This window comes from Brevibacterium sp. 50QC2O2, assembly GCF_024580675.1.
Classification (GTDB): domain Bacteria; phylum Actinomycetota; class Actinomycetes; order Actinomycetales; family Brevibacteriaceae; genus Brevibacterium; species Brevibacterium moorei.
This window is the reverse complement of sequence record NZ_JANIJZ010000016.1, coordinates 15,792-33,547: the sequence shown is the minus strand read 5'-3', so window position 1 is coordinate 33,547 and position 17,756 is coordinate 15,792. Positions and strand designations below refer to the sequence as shown.

The following is a 17,756-nucleotide window of genomic DNA, read 5'->3' as shown; positions in this document are numbered from 1 at the left end:
TGTATGGGTGTCTTATAAGGCGGGACAACACGTCCGCCATGCGGGCGGTCAGACCCGCGGGGCCTTGTCGGTGATCGATTTGGCGCCACGGCCGATCGCCACGGTGCCCGACTGCACGATCTCCTTGATGCCGAAGGGTTCGAGCACCGTCTGCAGGGCATCGAGCTTGGCCTGTTCGCCGGTGGCCTCGACGCTGACGGATTCGGTGCTGACGTCCACGATCTGTGCGCGGAACATCTCGACGGCGGCCAGGACCTGCGGCCGGGTCGCCGCATCCGCCTTGACCTTGAAGATCATATGGGCCCGGCGCACGGCTGTGGCCGCGTCGAGTTCCACGATCTTGATGACGTTGACCAACTTGTTCAGCTGCTTCGTCACCTGTTCCAGGGGCGCCTCGCCGACGTCGACGACCACTGTGATCCGCGAATACCCCGCGGCCTCGGTGTTGCCCACGGCCAGGGAGTGGATATTGAAGCCGCGCCGGGAGATCAGACCCGCGAAGCGCGTGAGCACACCGGGCTTGTCCTCGACCAGAACGGACAGGGTGTGACGGCTCATTCCTGGCCCTCCTCTTCCTCTTCTCCGGCGAAGTCGGGCCGCAGATTCCGAGCGTACTGGATCTCATCGTTGCTCACGCCGGCGGCGACCATCGGCCACACCATGGCGTCGGCCGGCACGGTGAAGTCGATCACCACGGGCCGGTCGTTCGTCGCCAGGGCCTGCTCGATCGCCGCGTCCACGTCCTCGTTGCGCTCCACGCGCAGCGCCAGGCAGCCGTAGGCCTCGCCCAGTTTGACGAAGTCGGGCACCCGGATCGAATCATGGCCGGTGTTGAGCTCCGTATTGGAGTAGCGGCCGTCGTAGAACAGGGTCTGCCACTGGCGCACCATGCCCAGCGAGGAGTTGTTGATGATGGCGACCTTGATCGGAATGTTGTTGATCATGCAGGTGGCCAGTTCCTGATTCGTCATCTGGAAGCAGCCGTCGCCGTCGATCGCCCAGACCGTGCGGTCCGGTTCACCGACCTTCGCGCCCATCGCAGCCGGAACCGAGTAGCCCATGGTGCCCAGGCCACCTGAGTTGACCCAGGAGTTGGGGCGCTCGTAGTCGACGAACTGGCTGGCCCACATCTGGTGCTGGCCCACGCCCGCCACATAGACGGCCTCGGGCCCGGACAGTGCGGAAATCCGCCCGATCACGTACTGCGGATCGCACAGTCCGATCTCATTGGGCTCGTAGCCCAGCGGGTAGGTCTCCTTCCAGGCGTTGAGTGTCTTCCACCAGCGCGGTCGGTCGTTCTCCAGCGCCTGGGCGTGGTTGGCCTCCAGTTCGCGCAGCAGTTCGGTCAGCACCTCGCCGGCGTCGCCGACGATCGGCACGTCCACCGGACGGTTCTTCCCGATCTCCGCCGGGTCGATGTCGGCGTGGATGATCTTGGCCTTGGGCGCGAAGCTGTCCAGGTCGCCGGTGACGCGGTCGTCGAACCGGGAGCCCACCGCGATCAGCAGATCGGACTTCTGGAAGGCCGCGACCGCCGAGACGGTTCCGTGCATCCCCGGCATCCCGATGTGCTGCGGGTGCGAGTCGGGGAATGCGCCGCGGGCCATCAGGGTCGTCGCCACCGGGATGTGGGTGGCCTCGGCCAGGGCCTTGAGCTGTTCGTGGGCGCCGCTGCGGATCACGCCGCCGCCGATGTAGAACACCGGCCGCTTGGCCTTCTCGATGAGCGAGGCCGCTTCCCGGATCTGCTTGAGGTGCGGTTTGACCGTGGGCTTGTAGCCGGGCAGCTGCGGGGCCTGGGGCCATTCGAACGGGGCCTTGCCGGCCTGTACGTCCTTCGTGATGTCGACCAGCACGGGGCCGGGGCGACCCGTCGTCGCGATGTAGTGGGCCGACATGATGGCCTGCGGAATGTCCTCGGTCCGGGTGACCAGGAAGCTGTGCTTGGACACCGGCAGGGTCATGCCGACGATGTCGGCTTCCTGGAAGGCGTCCGTGCCCAGCAGGGTGGATGCCTGCTGACCGGTGATGGCCAGCAGGGGCACCGAGTCCATATTCGCATCGGCGATCGCCGTGATGAGGTTCGTGGCGCCGGGGCCCGAGGTCGCGATGCACACGCCCAGTTTGCCGGTGGCCGCCGCATAGCCCTCGGCCGCATGACCGGCACCCTGCTCGTGGCGGACCAGGATGTGGCGGATCCGCTCCGAGTCCATCAGCGGGTCATAGGTCGGCAGGATCGTGCCGCCGGGCAGGCCGAAGACGTCCGTGACCCCCAGCAGCTCGAGGCTGCGGACGATCGCCTGGGCGCCGGTGAGCACCTCCGGCGCATTGTCCGGTCGCTTGCGCGGCCCTGGTTTGGGGACGGACCGGGCGCCCTCCTGGGCCCCCGCTTCCGCCTTGGGTTCAGCGTTCTTCGTCGTCGCTGCCACTGTGTCTCCTTAAATGTGTCCAAGCCGCGCCTGGTGTGCCGCTCATGATCGGTGGGGCCGTGGTGTCCGGCCGGACCCGCTCATAAAAAAAGCCCCATCCGGTTTCCGGTGGGGCGCGCGGCGTTCGTCTTCGTGACGCTTACGGGTTCACCGCGCGCTGCCGATAACGAGGACGAGTACGAGCTTGTGCATGTCATCATCTAACGCCCGCCGCTCGCGGGGTGTCAAACCACAGGCCACCGGAGTCCGCATGATGAGATTGCGGTTCTCATGGTCGGTCTGCAGTACCGCCGGTAGAATCGTCCGGTGAGATGTGCACACTACGAGGCCGGTACCTGCCGCTCCTGCACCCTGCTTCCGGTGCCCTTCGGCACCAGAGTCGACCGTGCCCAGGCGGATTTGGAGGAGTTGCTGGCGCCGTTCACCCGGGACGCGGCTGCACGGATCTGGCGGGCGCCCATCACCGGACCCGAAGCCGGTTTCCGCAATAAGGCCAAGATGGTGGTCACCGGCACCGCCGACGCACCGGTGTTCGGCATCGTCGATCCCGCCGGCAACGGCGTGGACCTGCGCGACTGCCCGCTCTATCCTCCGGTCATCATGAAGGTGCTCGACCTGCTGCCCGCCCTGATCAAGCGCGCCCAGGTCTCTCCCTATTCGATCGCCCGGCGCAGGGGCGAGCTCAAATACGTGCTCATCACCGCCGGCGACGTCCCGGCTGGCGCGGGCGATCCCGCGGTCCTGGTGCGCTTCGTGCTACGCACCGAGAAGCCGGTGGAGCGCCTGCGCGAACACCTCCACCTGCTGGTGGAGTCCCTGGCTCCGGGCTCCGTGGTCACCGCGAACATCCAACCCGAGCCCAAGGCCATCATCGAGGGCCCCACCGAAGTCCACCTGGCGGGCCCCGACACCCTCTCTGTGACACAGGGACGGATCCGCCTGCTGCTGCGCCCGCAGTCCTTCCTGCAAACCAACACGACGGTGGCCTCGGGTCTGTACCGGCAGGTCTCGAACTGGGTAGACGAGATCGACCCTGGCGAGGTCTGGGACCTGTTCTGCGGCGTGGGCGGCTTCGCGCTGCACTGCGCCCAGCCCGCGGAGCCGCGCCCGGCCGGCACCGCTCCTGGCGCCGACCCTGGCGCGAGGACGCTGGAACCCGGCGCCATCGTGCTCGAGCCGCGCCGACGCAGGGTCACCGGGGTGGAGATCTCGCCGGCTGCGATCGAGTCCGCCAAACAGAGCGCCGCGGAATACGGACTGGACGCGGACTTCTACGCGGGCGATGCCGCGGCCTGGTTCCGCGAGCGGACCGCGGCCGGCCGACGACCCGATGCGCTCATCGTCAACCCGCCCCGGCGCGGGGTGGGGCGCGAGATGGCCGCATGGATCCAGGACTCCGGCATTCCCGATGTCGTCTACTCCAGCTGCAATCCCGCGACCCTGGCCCGCGATCTAGAGGCCATGTCGGCCTACCGGATCACCGCCGCCCGCCTGCTCGACATGTTCCCCCACACCCGCCACGCCGAGGTCCTGGTGCGCCTCTCCCGCTGACCCGAGGGGCGGTCAGGCCAGGGACTCCTCCCACGCCGCGTGCAGGTGCGCGAACCGGCCGCCGTCTGCCAGCAGCCGTTGCGGGGTGCCGTCCTCGACGATCCGCCCGTGTTCCATCACCAGTACCCGATCGGCGATCTCCACCGTTGACAGGCGGTGGGCGATGATGATCGCGGTGCGCCCGCGCAGCACGGTCTCCAGGGCCTGCTGCACCGCCCGCTCCGAGGGGATGTCCAAGTGGGCAGTGGCCTCGTCGAGCACGATCACGCCCGGATCGGCCAGGAACACGCGGGCGAAGGACACTAGCTGGCGCTGCCCCGAGCTGAGCCGGCCGCCGCGCTTCTTCACATCGGTCCCGTAGCCCTCGGGCAATCGCGCGATGAACCGGTCCAAACCGACCGCCCGGGCCGCCGCGCGCACCTGCTCATCTGTGGCCTCGGGGTTGCCGATGCGGATGTTGTCGGCGATCGTGCCGGAGAACAGGAAGGACTCCTGGGTGACCATGACGATCGCCCGGCGCAGCGCGGCATCGTCGATCTCGCGCAGATCCACTCCGTCCAACCGGACGCTTCCCGCCAGCGGATCGTAGAACCGGGTGGCCAGTTTGACCAGGGTCGATTTGCCGGCGCCCGTGGTGCCGACCAGGGCGACGGTCTGGCCGGCGGGGACCTCCAGGTCGAAGTCGGGCAGGATGTCCGGGCCGTCCTCGTAGGCGAAGCGCACCTGCTCGAAGCTCAGCTCGCGCCCGCCGGCTCCGGTGGGCAGGGCGCGGGCCGCGGCGGGGTCCTCGATGGCGGGTTCGGTGTCGAGGATCGCCGTGATCTTCTCCAGCGCCGCCGAGGCTGACTGATACAGGTTGAAGGAGTTGACCAGTTCGTCCAGCGGGCCGTAGAAGCGGCGCAGGTACAGGATGAATGCTGTGAGCACGCCGATCTGCGTGTGTCCGGTCATCACCAGATAGGCGCCGGCGAGGATGATGGCGACCTGGGTCAGATCGCCGATCAGCCGCGTCCAGCCGGCGAACCAGGCCACGCCGGTCAGCGCATCGCGGTTGGCCTGCCGGTAGGCGTCGTCGCTCTGGTGCAGGCGCGCCCGTCCGGCGGGCTGCCGGCGGAAGGCCTGCACCGCGCGGATCCCGCCCATCGTCTCCGTGAAGTGCACGATCGACTTGCCGATCCACGTGCGGGTGCGCCGGTAGGCCCCGCGCTGGGTCCGGGCGGCGTAGACGGTGACGAAGAACAGCGGGATGAACCCGGCGAAGGCGATCAGGGCCATCGGCACGTCCAGGAACACCAGCAGCACCGCGATCGCGGCCATCTGCAGTAGTCCCAGCGCCGTGTCGATGAGCGCGAAGGACAGGAACTCCTGCACCGATTCCATATCCGAGGTCTGCCGGGCGACCAGCCGACCCGAGGTGGACTTCTCGTGATACCCCAGGTCCAGTCGCTGCACGTGCTTGAACAGGCGCCCGCGCAGATCGAACAGGATCCGCTGGGCGGTTTTGCCCATCAGCCGCACCGATGCCCAGGAACAGACCCCGGCGACCAGGGCCGAGGCCATAAAGGCACCGATCGCCCAAGCCAGGGGCGCGAAGTCACCGGCCTGGGCCGCCGGCAGGCCGTCGTCCAGGGCGCGCTGGACGAACACCGGTCCGATCACCGCGCCGGCACTGGTCAAGACGATGAGCAGTGCCAGGACGATGACGCTGAGCAGCCGGGGCCGCACCAGGCTCATGAGCAGGCGCCGGGCGCTGCGGGCCACGCCCGGTGGCAACTGGTCGAGTTCGTCCACGGCGGTTGCGGATTTCTGGTTCGCGGGCGCGCTCATACGTGCGCCCCCATCAGATCGCGGTACATGGTCGAGGTCTCCAGGAGTTCTTCGTGCGTGCCCAGGGCGGCGATGCCACCGCCGTGGAGCACGGCCACCCGGTCGGCGAGCGCGGCGGTGGACGGCCGGTGGGCGATCACGAGGGTGGTGGAATCGGGCAGGACTTCGCGCAGGCGGCGCTGGACCCGGTCCTCGGTGTCGACGTCCACGGCTGACAGCGGGTCGTCGAGCACCAGGATGCGCGGGGTGCCAAGGATGGCACGGGCCAGGGCGAGGCGCTGGCGCTGGCCACCGGACAGGGCCAAGCCCTGCTCCCCCACCTGGGTGTCCAGACCCTCGGGCAGGGCCGCGACGAAATCGGCGGCCTGGGCGATGTCCAGGGCGCGGCGGACCTCGGCGTCGGTGGCGTGTGGCACGCCGAGGGCTACGTTGTCGCGGACGCTGGAGGAGAACAGGATGGGGTCCTCGAAGGCCACGGACACCAGACGGCGCAGCTCGGTCAGGGGCAGCTCGCGGACATCCGTCCCGTCGATGCTCATCCGGCCGGAGGTGACATCGGCCAGGCGCGGCACCAGGGCGGCCAGGGTGGACTTGCCCGATCCGGTCGCCCCGACGATCGCCAGGGTCTCCCCCGGCTGCACGGTGAGGTCGAGGCCGTCCAACAGTGGGGTGTCCGCGTCGGCGAAGCGGAAGCCGACGTGCTCGAAGCGCAGTTCCCCGCGCACGCCTGCCGGGTCCAGGACCGGGGCGGGGTCGTCGGCGACGTCGCCGGAGGTGTCGGTGATGCCCAGCGGCAGGTCCATCACCTCCCAGTAGCGGGCTGCTGCGGTGGCGGCCATGAGGGCGTCGGAGAGCAGGAAGCCGAACATCTCGATGGGGATCCGCAGAATCATCGTCACCGTTACCGCGGCGACCACCGTTCCCACGCTCATCCAGCCGTGGACCACGCCCCAGGCGCCCAGACCCACGATTGCGGCCTGCGCGATGGTCGGCAGCATCATCAGAGTGCCCCACAGCCAGGAATCCAGGCGGGCCTTGCGGACTTCCAGGCGGGCCAGGCCGCCGGAGAGTTCGCGGAACCGGCCGCGGATCCACGGGGTGCGGCCGAAGGCGCGAATGATGCGGATGCCCTGGATGGATTCCTCGACATTGGTGGTGATGGCCCCCATCTGGTCCTGGGCGGCGCGCGCGGCCAGGCGGTACTTGCGTTCGAACACGGCGACGATCGCCACCGTGGGCACGGCCATGACCAGGAAGATCAGTCCGAACAGCGGCTGCATGACGGTCAGGATGATCGCGCCGGCCACGATGATGACCGGGTTGACCAGCAGGAACGGGGCCCCGAAGGCGAAGAAGCGGCGCATCTGGGAGAGGTCCTGAACCCCGCGGGACAGCAGCTGTCCGGAGTCCCAGGCATCGTGGGTGGCGACCTGGACGTACTGCAGTTTGTCGTACAGCCGGCCGCGCCACAGCACTTCCCAGAACGAGGTGACAGGGGCCGCCAGATAGCGGCGGCCGAACAGCGCCGCGGCTTCGAGCACGCCGAGGCCGCAGATCACCAGAACGGGCACCACCAGACCGGCCGGGTCATGGTGGGCGATCGGCCCGTCGATGATGCGGCCGGTGAGCAGCGGGACGACCAATTGCAGCCCGTTGGCGAACAGGCTGAGGAAGATGATGACACCGTAGACCCAGAGGCGTTCTCTGATGTCGGGCCAGAACCGGAGGATTGCGCGCATAGCCTTTCAGCTTATATCAGTTCCGGCACCCGATTCCAGGGGCCTTGCGTCTTCCGGTATCGCCCGGCAGGGTGGGGTTATGGACACCGACGTCATGGACGAGGACGCGCTGCTGCGGGGGTACCGGCTGGGATACCGACTGGCCATGATCACGATGGGGCTGGTATCCGTTCTGGCCGCGGCCATCGGGCTCCGGCTGTGGTCCATCGTCCCCGTAGTCCTGCTGATGATCGTGGCCCTCGCCTTCAACAGCGGAGCGCGCTCCCAGGGCCTGGATCCGCGGAAGCTCGAACGGCCCTCCAGCCCGGCCCAGATGGTGGTCCAGTTCGTGGTCTGCTGGCTCTATTACCTGGCTTTCATGGGGAGTTGGTGTTCCGAGAAGGGCACGGGGCGGCCCCTGCTGGACACGGGACTGATCGTCCATCACGACCCGGATCCCGACGCAGTCGGGCTGGAGCAGATCCTCATGTCCTGCAGCGGATTCATCCTCATCACCGGCTGGGTGTTCTGTCTGCAATGGCGCAGGGCAAAGCGAACCGCAGCGTCGCGGCCGACATCCGCGCCCGGGACGAACCTTCGGAACACGGCACGCGCTGATCGTGTTATGTCTGAAGAAGAGGACGATCGGCGACACCGACCGTCCGAAGAAGCGAACTCAACGGAGGTAGGTCATGACGGAACAGGACGATGAACGTGAGTACGACCAGGAATACGACTATGTGATCGTGGGGGCAGGTGTGGCTGCGGCCTCGGCGGCCAAGGCGATCCGCGCCGACGACCCGGATGGCACGATCGCCGTCTTCGGAGCCGATCCCGACGGTCCCTACTACCGGCCTGATCTGTCCAAGACCCTGTGGCTCGATCCCAAGGCGGTCCCCGGCGCCGGCTGGCTGCTCGATCCGAACGAAACAGATGTCACGCTGTTGACCGATACAACGGTCACCTCGCTGGACCCTGGCGACCACACGCTGACCACCTCGACAGGCGCCACCGTGGCCTATTCGCAACTCCTGCTGGCCACTGGCGCCGCCCCCAACCGGCTGGGCTCCGAGTCGCCCGCCGACGCGCAGGCCCCCGGCAGCGAGCGCATCATCTACTACCGCACGGTGGAGACCTACCGCAGGCTGCGCCGCCTGGCCGGCCCCGGCTCCCATGTGATCGTGGTCGGCGGAGGGTACATCGGCGGGGAGATCGCCTCGGCCCTGGCGCAAAACGATATACACGTGACCTTGGTGATGCCCACAGAGCTGATCCAGCAGGCCATGTTCCCCGAGGACCTGGCCGCCGCCGTGACCAAGACCTTCGTCGACCGCGGCGTCGACGTGGTGGGCAGCACCCGGGTGGACACCATCGTCCCCGATGCCGAGGGCGGGACCGTGACGGTCACATCCGTCGACGGGAAGACCTTCACCGGCGATGCGGTGGTGCTGGGCCTCGGCGTGAGTCCGAACGACTCGCTGGCAGAACGGGCCGGCATCACCGTGGACGACGGGATTGTCGTCGACCAACGCCTGGAGACGAACACGACGGATGTCTACGCGGCCGGTGACGTGGCGAACTATTACGATTCACTGCTGGGGCGGCGCCGCGCGGAACACGTGGACCAGGCGGAGAATTCGGGGCGGATCGCCGGGCGCAATATGGTCGCCGCCCGCCGGGCGACCGAGCGCCACGTCTACGACTACACGCCGATCTTCTGGTCCGATCTGTTCGACTTCGGCTACGAGGCCGTGGGCGACCTGGATGCGCGGCTGCGCACCGTGGAGAACCTCAAGGACGATTTCACCCAGGGCACCGTGTACTACCTGGATGCGAACGACCGGGTCCGCGGCGTCCTGCTGTGGAACGTCTGGGACTCCACCGATAAGGCCAAGGAGCTGATCCGCCGCACGGAGGCGGAGCACCTGGGCGATGCGGAACTGGCCAGGGCCATCGAGTTCTAACAGGAGAGTTCTAACAGAACCCCCTATCCCGATTTGCCCCGGCCGGGGCAAATCGGCGATTCCGCCTCCGCGCCCACCCCTGCCAGCTGTACTGAATTCAGAGTGAACGTTTGATTAGCAGACGAAGATCACAGGGGAATACATCAGTTCGGCGTTTACTTATTAGCCGTGACTTATTAGTGTGAACAGTGTTGGTCATGAGAGCGCGCACACGGTTACCGCCGGGAGCGCTCGACTGCCTGAAAACAGAGGGTCCGGACCAGAACCCTCGAAATCGAGGAGATTGACATGCGCGCACTGCGCTTCTACGACAACCACGACATCCGCGTCGAAGACATCGACGAGCCCCAGGTCCGCCCCGGCACCGCCAAGATCGAGGTCGCATACTGCGGCATCTGCGGTTCCGATCTGCACGAATACCTGGACGGCCCGATCTTCACCCCGACCCAAGACACGCCTCATTCGCTGTCCGGCGAGAAGGCCCCCATCACCATGGGCCACGAATTCTCCGGCGTCATCTCCGAACTCGGCGAGGGCACCGAGGGCCTCGAGGTCGGCGACCACGTCGTCGTCGAGCCCTACTACGTGTGCGGTCACTGCCCGCAGTGCGAGCGCGGCGACTACCACCTGTGCAATGAGATGGGCTTCATCGGCCTGGCCGGCTCCGGCGGCATGACCAAGTTCGCCGTCGTCGAACAGCGCTGGATCCACAAGATCGACAAGTCCGTCCCGCTGGACGAGGCCGCACTCATCGAACCGCTGACCGTCGCCTACCACGCCGTGCAGCGTTCGGGTGTCAAGGCCGGGGAAACCGCGATCGTCTCCGGCGCCGGCCCCATCGGCCAGCTGACCACCGCAGTCCTCAAGGGCATCGGCGTGACCGTCATCGTGTCCGAACTCGCCGAGGCCCGCAAGGCCAAGGTCAAGGATCTGGCCGACTACGTGGTCGACCCCAGCCAGGAGGATCTGGCCGCGCGCGTCACCGAGATCACCGGTGGCAAGGGAGCCGACGTGGGCTTCGACGCCGCCGGTGTCAACGCCACGATCAACGCCCTGCTCAACGTTGTGCGCCCCGGTGGCGTCATCGTCATGGAGGCCATCTGGGGCAAGAAGGCCGAACTGGACATGCATGCCCTGGTCACCCGTGAGATCGACCTGCGCGGCACCATCGGCTACGTGTCCAACCACCCCGACACCATCAAGCTGGTCGAGTCCGGCGCCATCAAGCTGGCCCCGTTCATCACCGGCCGGATCAAGATCGACGAAGTCGTCGACAAGGGCTTCGACACCCTGATCAACCACGCGGACACCGCCGTGAAGATCCTGGTCGACCCGAAGGCCTGACCCCGCGCCTTACCTGTGGCTCTCGCCAGTCGTTCCCGACTGGCGAGAGCCACTGTGGGTTTCAGTCGCAGGCCCAGTCAAAGGTCTCGGTCTCCAGGTCCAGCTGCGCCGATCCCCCGCCGAAGTTCAGTCCCCCGAACTCGTTGAACTCCACATACCAGGGGCTCAGGCCCTCCGGCATCCCCTGCACCGGCAGCGAGGTCCCACCCAGGTGGTCACTTGAGCCCAGCTGGTCGACCCAGCCGTGCACGGCGCCGGCCGATTCGTCCCACATGTCCTGGTAGCCACCCTCGCCCAACTCATTGGGCGCCAGACCGGCATTCGGGTCCTCGCGCCCGGCGATGAACACCGGCGCCCGGTCGACGTGCGTGTCCCAGGCATTGGGGCCCTCGTCCTCGGGGCCGTGCTCGCCGAGACGCCGGGTGTCTTCCGGCGGGGCGCTCGGACCGGCCGCGAATTCTTCGGCCGTCAACCAGATCAACGCGAACTGGCCGTCGATGATGTCCTCGCGGCGGGCCAGCATCGGGTGTTCGACCGCCTGGGCCCAATCCTGCAGGAAGGGGTCCTCGGAATCCGCGCTGGGCCCGGGTTCGGACTCCTCGGCGAATTGGCCCTCGCCCTGGAAGAATGCGATCGCGGGGTAGTCGGCGCCCTTGCGCCGGTAGGCTTCGGGCAGTTCCAGCGTGAAGGCGTGCAGCATGGGCAGTCCGGTCAGTGGGCCACGGGGCCACTGAGCCGCCGCGATACCGGGGCCCTCTGTGCCGATCCAGCCGACTTCCCTGGCATCCGCCGGGCGGTCCGGCACATCGCCGAAGTACAGATTGAAGGCCTGGGGCTTTTCGGTCTCGGTCATCGTCGTGTCCTCTCGATCGTCGTATCCGCTTGTATCGCTCAGTTCACCTGATTGAGCAGTTCATCCCCGCGCTGGATCCGTCGGACCTGTTCGGCCAGGATCTTCTCGATGCGCGGGGTGAACGCGTCGGTGTTGCCGCCCAGATGGGGCACCACCAGGGTGTTCGGCGTCTTCCACAGCGGGTGGTCGGCCGGCAGGGGTTCCGGATCGACGACGTCCAGAGCGGCTTGCAGGCGTCCGGATTCCAGTTCGGCCACCAGCGCATCCGTGTCGACGACCTGGCCGCGGGCCACATTGACGATGAGTGCGCCATCGGGCAGCCGGGACAGGAAGTCCTTGTCCACCAGGTGCCGGGTCGAGTCCGTCAGTGGCGTGATGAGGATGACGATCTCGGTGTCCGGCAGCAGCTCCGGGAGTTCCGCGGTCGCGTGGATGGGACCGTGTTCATCGGTCCGGGCGCGCGTGCCGACTCGCGTGATGTCGACGCCGAAGGGCTCCAGTCGGGCGCGGATCCCCTCGCCGATCCCTCCCACGCCGATGATCATGGTCTTCCTGTCGACCAGGGAGCGGTGCTGGCTGTGGTTCCACGAACCCGTGAGCATATCGCGCGCGGCATCGTCGATCCCGCGCAGCCGGGCCAGGGCCAAGCCGACGGCCAGTTCCGCCGTGGCATCGGCATGGGCACCGGCGCCCGAGGCCACCGCCAGTTCGTCGAGATATCCGGTGACGACATCGTAGCCGGTGGTCTGGACCTGGAGCAGTTTGAGATTCGGGGCCTCGGCCAGGCGCGCCACCGTGGCCGGTGCACTCAGATAGTTCAGCACCACTGCGTCGAGCGTCTGCGGATCCGCATCGGGTTCCTCGGCCGACCAGACGACCAGGTCGAGGTCCTCTCGGTCGGATGCCGGCACCAGTTCGGCTATCCGGTCCCTCAGCGCCTCGGTGGGAAATGCGATCGTCGTGATATCCAAAGTGGTCATGGCCACATCCTACTGCCCCAGGTCAGCGGCCCGGATCTAGCGCCCCAGCCGGCCCTCGACTTCCCGGCTGACCCGGACCAGGACCTCGGCGTCGCCGGGGTGCAGGGCCGGATCGAAGACCTGCCGGATCTGTTCGCGGTGCACCCGGCCGGCGCGCACGAAGACCTCCATCCCCGGCTGGCGCAGTGTCACATTGTGGGCGCGCTTGTCTTCGGCGCAGGCGGTTTTGAGCACCCAGCCGGCTTCGACGGCCTGGGCCACGCGGTAGTTCAGGCGCGGTGCGGAGAAGGCGATGGCCGAGGCCAGTTCACTCATCCGCAGGGTGTGGGCCGGCGCCTCGGCCAGGGCCATGAGCATATTGAAATCGACCAGCGAGATCCCCGCATCGCGTTTGAGTCTGGCGTCCAATTCCGTCTGCAGGCGCGCCGCCGTGACGAACCAGGCACCCCAGGCGTCCATCGTGGGATCGCGCAGCAGATTGCCGGCCAAGGGGCCGATGGGCCCCGACAGCGGACGGATGGACTCTGCCGGTGAAGCTGCGGGCTGGGAACTATCCGTTGAGGAGTTGTTCAAAGGGGGTCACCTCCATGGGATCGAATTCGTCGACCAGAGCGCCGGGCTGCCGCCCGAAACCGCCGGCTTCCAGCGCCGCGCGCAGTTCCCCAGCCGCAGACTGCACCCGGTGGCTCAAACCGGACCGCGATTCTGGCGCGCCCCAGTCCTCGGTCGCGGCGAACACGACGGTCGGCAGGGCCAGGCCCTTGAGATAGGCGATGAGCGGGCGCATCTGTCCGTCGAACACCATGCTGTGGCGCACGCTGCCGCCCGTACCGGCCAGCAGCACCGGCTTGCCCGCCAGTGCGCGCTGGGGCAACAGCTGCAGGAATAGGGTGAACAGCCCGACCGGTGCCGCGTTGTAGACGGGTGCGGCCAGGATCAGGCCATCGGCGGCCGACACCCGGTCGAGCGCAGCCTCCAGCGCCGGTGACGCCATGCCGGTGGTGACCATGTTGACCAGGTCGTGGCCCAGCGGGCGCAGGTCGAGCCGCTCGCCGATGATGGGTTCGACGCCGCCGAACACTCCCCGCCCGCTCGTCGATGCCTCCGCCGACTGCGCGAGTTCCGCCAGCAGCCGGTCGGTCAGCTTCCCCGTCGAGGATTCGGCGGACATCCCACCGGAGATCGCGAGGACCCGCATCACTTCTCCCCCTGTCCGTCCTGGGCCGAGGTCTCGGCCGCTTTGTCCGCCGTGCGGGCGGCTCGCGCGGCCCGGTCCTGTGCGGCCTGCGAATCGGCACTTCCGCCGGGCACCGGATCCTCGCCCGCCAGGTGGCGCGCAAGAAGGAACTCGTGCGTCGGAGCCTCAGGTACGGCCGGATCGTGGCGCGCGGAGAATTCCTTGCGCAGGGCGGGGACGACCTCCTCCGCCAGGATGTCGATCTGTTCCAACACGGTCTTCTGCGGCAGGCCGGCGTGGTCGATGAGGAACAGCTGGCGCTGGTAGTCCCCGGCCCAGTCGCGGAAGGAGGCATAGCGTTCGATGATCTGCTGCGGGCTGCCGACGGTCAGCGGCGTCTGTTCCGTGAAGTCCTCGAGGCTGGGCCCGTGGCCGTAGACGGGTGCGACGTCGAAGTAGGGACGGAATTCGTCGACGGCGGCCTGCGAGTTCTTCCGCATGAACACCTGTCCGCCCAGGCCGACGAATGCCTGCTCGGCGGTACCGTGACCGTAATAGGCGTAGCGCTGGCGGTACAGGTTGACCATCCGGGCGGTGTGGTGGATGGGCCAGAAGATGTTGTTGTGGAAGAAGCCGTCTCCGTAGTAGGCGGCCTGTTCGGCTATTTCGGGGCTGCGGATGGAGCCGTGCCAAACGAAGGGCGCCACATCGTCCAGCGGCCGGGGCGTCGCAGTGAAGGACTGCAGCGGTGTGCGGAAACGGCCCTCCCAGTCGACGTTCTTCTCGTGCCACAGACGGTGGAGCAGGTTGTAGTTCTCCACTGCCAGGTCGATGCCCTGGCGGATGTCTCGGCCGAACCAGGGGTAGACGGGTCCGGTGTTGCCGCGGCCCAGCATCAGGTCGATGCGACCATCGGCCAGGTGCTGGGCGTAGGAGTAGTCCTCGGCCAGGCGCACCGGATCCATCGTGGTGATCAGCGTCGTCGCGGTGCTCAGACGGATCTGTGCGGTCTGCGCGGCCAGATAGGACAGCAGGACCGGCGGGTTGCCGGGTGCCGCGAAGGGCGGGTTGTGATGCTGCCCCGTGGCGAAAACGTCCAGCCCGGCCGCATCGGCGTGCTTGGCGATTTCAACGGTGTTCTTGATCCGCTCGTGTTCGCTCGGCGCCCGGCCGGTGTGCGGATCGACCGTGACGTCGCCGATGGTGAAGATGCCGAACTCCATGACGTGCCCCTCGAGTGCTAGTTAAGGCTTCAACTTGTTTGTTAAAACTTTAACATGCGCACCCCGAGGTCTATTCCCCCCGCGATTCCGCACTCCCTGCGCACATGTGGGGACACTCCCCGCGCACATGTGGGGACTTGTGCAGTGGCACTCGGGCCGTTCCACCGGGTCCGACCACACTCGATCGAAATCGCACTAGATCCAGATCGCGGGGTCCGTCAGCTCCCACTTGCCACCGTGGGGTTCGGCCACCCCGCGCGGATGCTTGATGACCGCGGGGATGCCCACGGCGATCGCATCGGCGGGCACGTCCTTGATCACCACGGCATTCGCCCCGACCGAGGCCCCCGCCCCGATCGTCACCGGGCCCAGCACCTTCGCCCCGGCCCCGATCAGCACATCGTCGCCCACGGTCGGATGCCGCTTGACCTTCGCCATCGAAGTCCCGCCCAGGGTGACCTGGTGGTACAGCATGACGTCATCGCCGATCTCCGCGGTCTCCCCGACCACGATCCCGTCGGCGTGATCGATGAAGAACCTGCGCCCGATCGTGGCCCCGGGATGGATCTCCACCCCGGTGACCGCGCGGACCAGCTGCGAGCCCAAACGCGCCGGCGCCCGCCCACCGGGCACCGCCCACAGCCGGTGCAGACCCCGATACGCCCAGATCGCGTGCATCCCCGGATAGCTCAGCACGGTGACGAAATCCGACTGCGCAGCCGGATCGCGCCGCTTGACCGTGTCCAGGTCCTCCCGTAGCCGGGCGCGGAAGCCCTGGGCCGAGGCCCCCGCCGGACGGCCTTTGCGCAGAGCGGACGCCGCGGCGGCGGCCACAGACGTGACCACCGCCGCGGTGATGATTCCCCTGAAGCCCATCTCAGTCGTCCATGTACTGCGCGTACAGCGGGGTCGACAGGTAGCGTTCGCCGAAGTCGGGGATGATCGCCACGATCCGCTTGCCCTGGTTCTCCGGGCGCGCGCCCAGTTCCTCGGCGGCCAGCACCGCGGCGCCGGCGGAGATGCCGGCCAGGATGCCCTCATCGGTGGCCAGGCGGCGTGCCGAGTCCAGCGCGGCCTCGTTGTCGATCGCCACGACCTCGTCGAACAGGTTCGTGTCCAGCACGCCGGGGACGAAGTTCGCGCCGATCCCCTGGATCGCGTGCGGGCCTGCCTCGCCCTTGCTCAGCAGCGGGGAGGCCGAGGGCTCGACTGCCACAACGCGCACATCGGGGTTCTTCTCCTTGAGCACGGAGCCCACACCGGTCAGCGTGCCGCCAGTGCCAACGCCGGCGACGAAGATGTCGATCTGACCCTCGGTGTCGACCAGGATCTCCTGGGCCGTGGTGGCGCGGTGGATCGCCGGGTTCGCGGGATTGTCGAACTGGCGGGCCAGCACGGCGTTGTCCGCCTTGCCCAGTTCTTCGGCCTCGTCGACCGCGCCCTTCATGCCGTCGCCCTTGGGGGTGAGCACCAGTTCGGCGCCGAAGGCGCGCAGCAGGGCGCGGCGTTCCTTCGACATCGATTCCGGCATCGTCAGGATGACCTTGTAGCCACGGGCCGCGCCCACCATCGCCAGGGCGATACCGGTGTTGCCGCTGGTGGCCTCCACAATCGTGCCGCCGGGGCGCAGCTCACCGGAGGCCTCGGCAGCGTCGACCATGGCCACGCCGATCCGGTCCTTGACCGAATTCGCGGGGTTGTAGTATTCGAGCTTGCCGACGATCTCAGCGCCACTGCGCTCGCTGGCCCTGTTCAGCCTCACCAGCGGGGTGCGGCCGACGAGTTCGGTGACATTGGAGTAGATGTTCACTGTTGAATCCTTTGTTCTGGATTGGGTATGCCAGGCGATGGATTCCGGTTCGCGCCGAATGCCCACATGCTCGCGGCATGCACGACGGCGCATGGCGTCATCGCCCATACACCAGCCAATGGCTTCAGCTGTTGTTTCATCCCCGGTGGGGCCGGGGTCACGCTTCCCATTATGTCGGAGATCCGGCAGCGGTGCATCTTCGGTCACCATCCGGAATTGCTCCGGACGGGTGCCGGCCGGCGGCGGTCCCACGTGCTGGATCGCACTCACCGGGCGCGCACTAGAATGGGAGATTATGTCAGTTCATCCCATCGTCGTCTACGGCGAACCCGTCCTGCACGTCAAGGCCGAGAAGGTCACCGAATTCGACGACGAGCTCAAGCAGCTGGTCGCCGATATGTACGAAACCCTGGACAAATCCAACGGGGTGGGCCTCGCTGCCCCGCAGATCGGAGTGGGCAAGCAGATCTTCGTCTACGACGCCGACGACGAGGCAGCCCGGGTCCGCCGCAAGGGCGTGTTCATCAATCCCATCCTGGTCGCCTCCAAGGTGCCCGACGGCCGGCCCGACCCGGACGAGGAGTCCGAGGGCTGCCTTTCGGTGCCCGGCTTGGACTTCCCCCTCAAACGGGCCCACAAGGTCACGATCACCGGGGTGGACGAGAACAACGAGACGGTGTCGCTGACGGTGGAGGGCTGGTTCGCCCGCATCATGCAGCACGAGTTCGACCACCTGCAGGGCCTGCTCTACGTCGACCGGCTGGACAAGAAGTGGGCGAAGCGCTGGAAGCGCGCGCAGAAGGCCGAGGGCTTCAACATTCCGGGCAACACCTGGCTGCCAGGGGTCGATCCTGACCCCTTCGGTTACTGAGTTCGGTTA

16 protein-coding genes are annotated in these 17,756 nt (G+C 67.5%); 5 read left to right on the top strand and 11 right to left on the bottom strand.

Annotation, left to right across the window (positions count from 1 at the left end; translation table 11 throughout):
* Window positions 1-48: 48 nt before the first annotated feature.
* Window positions 49-558, bottom strand: coding sequence for an acetolactate synthase small subunit (gene ilvN / locus NQ038_RS12515; protein ID WP_257049180.1), 510 nt, complete (start codon window positions 556-558; stop codon window positions 49-51).
* On the bottom strand, window positions 555-2,429 hold the full coding sequence (locus NQ038_RS12510) for an acetolactate synthase large subunit (protein WP_257062724.1): 1,875 nt from the start codon (window positions 2,427-2,429) through the stop codon (window positions 555-557). Before NQ038_RS12510 ends, ilvN begins: the two co-directional genes overlap by 4 nt.
* Before the next feature lie 306 nt (window positions 2,430-2,735).
* On the opposite strand from NQ038_RS12510, the gene NQ038_RS12505 reads away from it, so the two are divergent.
* Window positions 2,736-3,980 (top strand): methyltransferase domain-containing protein, encoded by a 1,245-nt coding sequence (locus NQ038_RS12505; RefSeq protein ID WP_257049178.1) that lies wholly within the window; start codon window positions 2,736-2,738, stop codon window positions 3,978-3,980.
* 12 nt (window positions 3,981-3,992) lie between these two features.
* Here the strand turns inward: NQ038_RS12505 and NQ038_RS12500 are convergent, their stop codons facing one another.
* Both NQ038_RS12500 and NQ038_RS12495 read right to left on the bottom strand, forming a co-directional pair.
* Window positions 3,993-5,807, bottom strand: a complete 1,815-nt coding sequence (locus NQ038_RS12500; protein ID WP_257062723.1) for an ABC transporter ATP-binding protein — start codon at window positions 5,805-5,807, stop codon at window positions 3,993-3,995.
* Complete coding sequence (locus tag NQ038_RS12495) at window positions 5,804-7,546, bottom strand: ABC transporter ATP-binding protein (protein WP_257049176.1); 1,743 nt, start codon at window positions 7,544-7,546, stop codon at window positions 5,804-5,806. Before NQ038_RS12495 ends, NQ038_RS12500 begins: the two co-directional genes overlap by 4 nt.
* Window positions 7,547-7,640: 94 nt before the next feature.
* On the opposite strand from NQ038_RS12495, the gene NQ038_RS12490 reads away from it, so the two are divergent.
* The 3 genes from NQ038_RS12490 (at window position 7,641) to NQ038_RS12480 (ending at window position 10,833) form a co-directional block, all read left to right on the top strand.
* The gene (locus NQ038_RS12490; RefSeq protein ID WP_257062722.1) at window positions 7,641-8,237 is read left to right on the top strand and encodes a hypothetical protein; all 597 of its coding nucleotides are present in this window, start codon (window positions 7,641-7,643) and stop codon (window positions 8,235-8,237) included.
* Entirely contained in the window at window positions 8,218-9,489 is a 1,272-nt protein-coding gene (locus NQ038_RS12485) for an NAD(P)/FAD-dependent oxidoreductase (protein WP_257049173.1), read from the top strand. The genes NQ038_RS12490 and NQ038_RS12485 overlap by 20 nt, the downstream gene beginning before the upstream one ends.
* 288 nt (window positions 9,490-9,777) lie before the next feature.
* Window positions 9,778-10,833 carry a 2,3-butanediol dehydrogenase gene (locus NQ038_RS12480; RefSeq protein ID WP_257049172.1) on the top strand — a complete coding sequence of 352 codons (1,056 nt, stop codon included), beginning with the start codon at window positions 9,778-9,780 and terminating at the stop codon, window positions 10,831-10,833.
* A gap of 61 nt (window positions 10,834-10,894) precedes the next feature.
* Here the strand turns inward: NQ038_RS12480 and NQ038_RS12475 are convergent, their stop codons facing one another.
* From NQ038_RS12475 to cysK, 7 genes are all read right to left on the bottom strand, one after another.
* A complete protein-coding gene (locus NQ038_RS12475; RefSeq protein WP_257062721.1) occupies window positions 10,895-11,686 on the bottom strand; it encodes a hypothetical protein in 792 nt (263 codons plus the stop codon).
* Window positions 11,687-11,724: 38 nt separating this feature from the next.
* Entirely contained in the window at window positions 11,725-12,666 is a 942-nt protein-coding gene (locus NQ038_RS12470; protein WP_257049169.1) for a 2-hydroxyacid dehydrogenase, read from the bottom strand.
* Window positions 12,667-12,702: 36 nt separating this feature from the next.
* Window positions 12,703-13,239 (bottom strand): MarR family winged helix-turn-helix transcriptional regulator, encoded by a 537-nt coding sequence (locus NQ038_RS12465; RefSeq protein WP_257049167.1) that lies wholly within the window; start codon window positions 13,237-13,239, stop codon window positions 12,703-12,705.
* The gene (locus NQ038_RS12460; protein WP_257049165.1) at window positions 13,217-13,864 is read right to left on the bottom strand and encodes an NAD(P)H-dependent oxidoreductase; all 648 of its coding nucleotides are present in this window, start codon (window positions 13,862-13,864) and stop codon (window positions 13,217-13,219) included. The genes NQ038_RS12465 and NQ038_RS12460 overlap by 23 nt, the downstream gene beginning before the upstream one ends.
* Window positions 13,864-15,066 carry an LLM class flavin-dependent oxidoreductase gene (locus NQ038_RS12455; protein ID WP_257049163.1) on the bottom strand — a complete coding sequence of 401 codons (1,203 nt, stop codon included), beginning with the start codon at window positions 15,064-15,066 and terminating at the stop codon, window positions 13,864-13,866. Before NQ038_RS12455 ends, NQ038_RS12460 begins: the two co-directional genes overlap by 1 nt.
* A gap of 195 nt (window positions 15,067-15,261) precedes the next feature.
* Window positions 15,262-15,942 carry a serine O-acetyltransferase EpsC gene (gene epsC / locus NQ038_RS12450; RefSeq protein ID WP_257062720.1) on the bottom strand — a complete coding sequence of 227 codons (681 nt, stop codon included), beginning with the start codon at window positions 15,940-15,942 and terminating at the stop codon, window positions 15,262-15,264.
* A 1-nt stretch (window position 15,943) separates the two neighbouring features.
* Window positions 15,944-16,876, bottom strand: coding sequence for a cysteine synthase A (gene cysK / locus NQ038_RS12445; RefSeq protein WP_257062719.1), 933 nt, complete (start codon window positions 16,874-16,876; stop codon window positions 15,944-15,946).
* Window positions 16,877-17,171: 295 nt separating this feature from the next.
* On the opposite strand from cysK, the gene def reads away from it, so the two are divergent.
* Window positions 17,172-17,747, top strand: coding sequence for a peptide deformylase (def, locus tag NQ038_RS12440; RefSeq protein WP_257062717.1), 576 nt, complete (start codon window positions 17,172-17,174; stop codon window positions 17,745-17,747).
* Window positions 17,748-17,756: the final 9 nt, after the last annotated feature.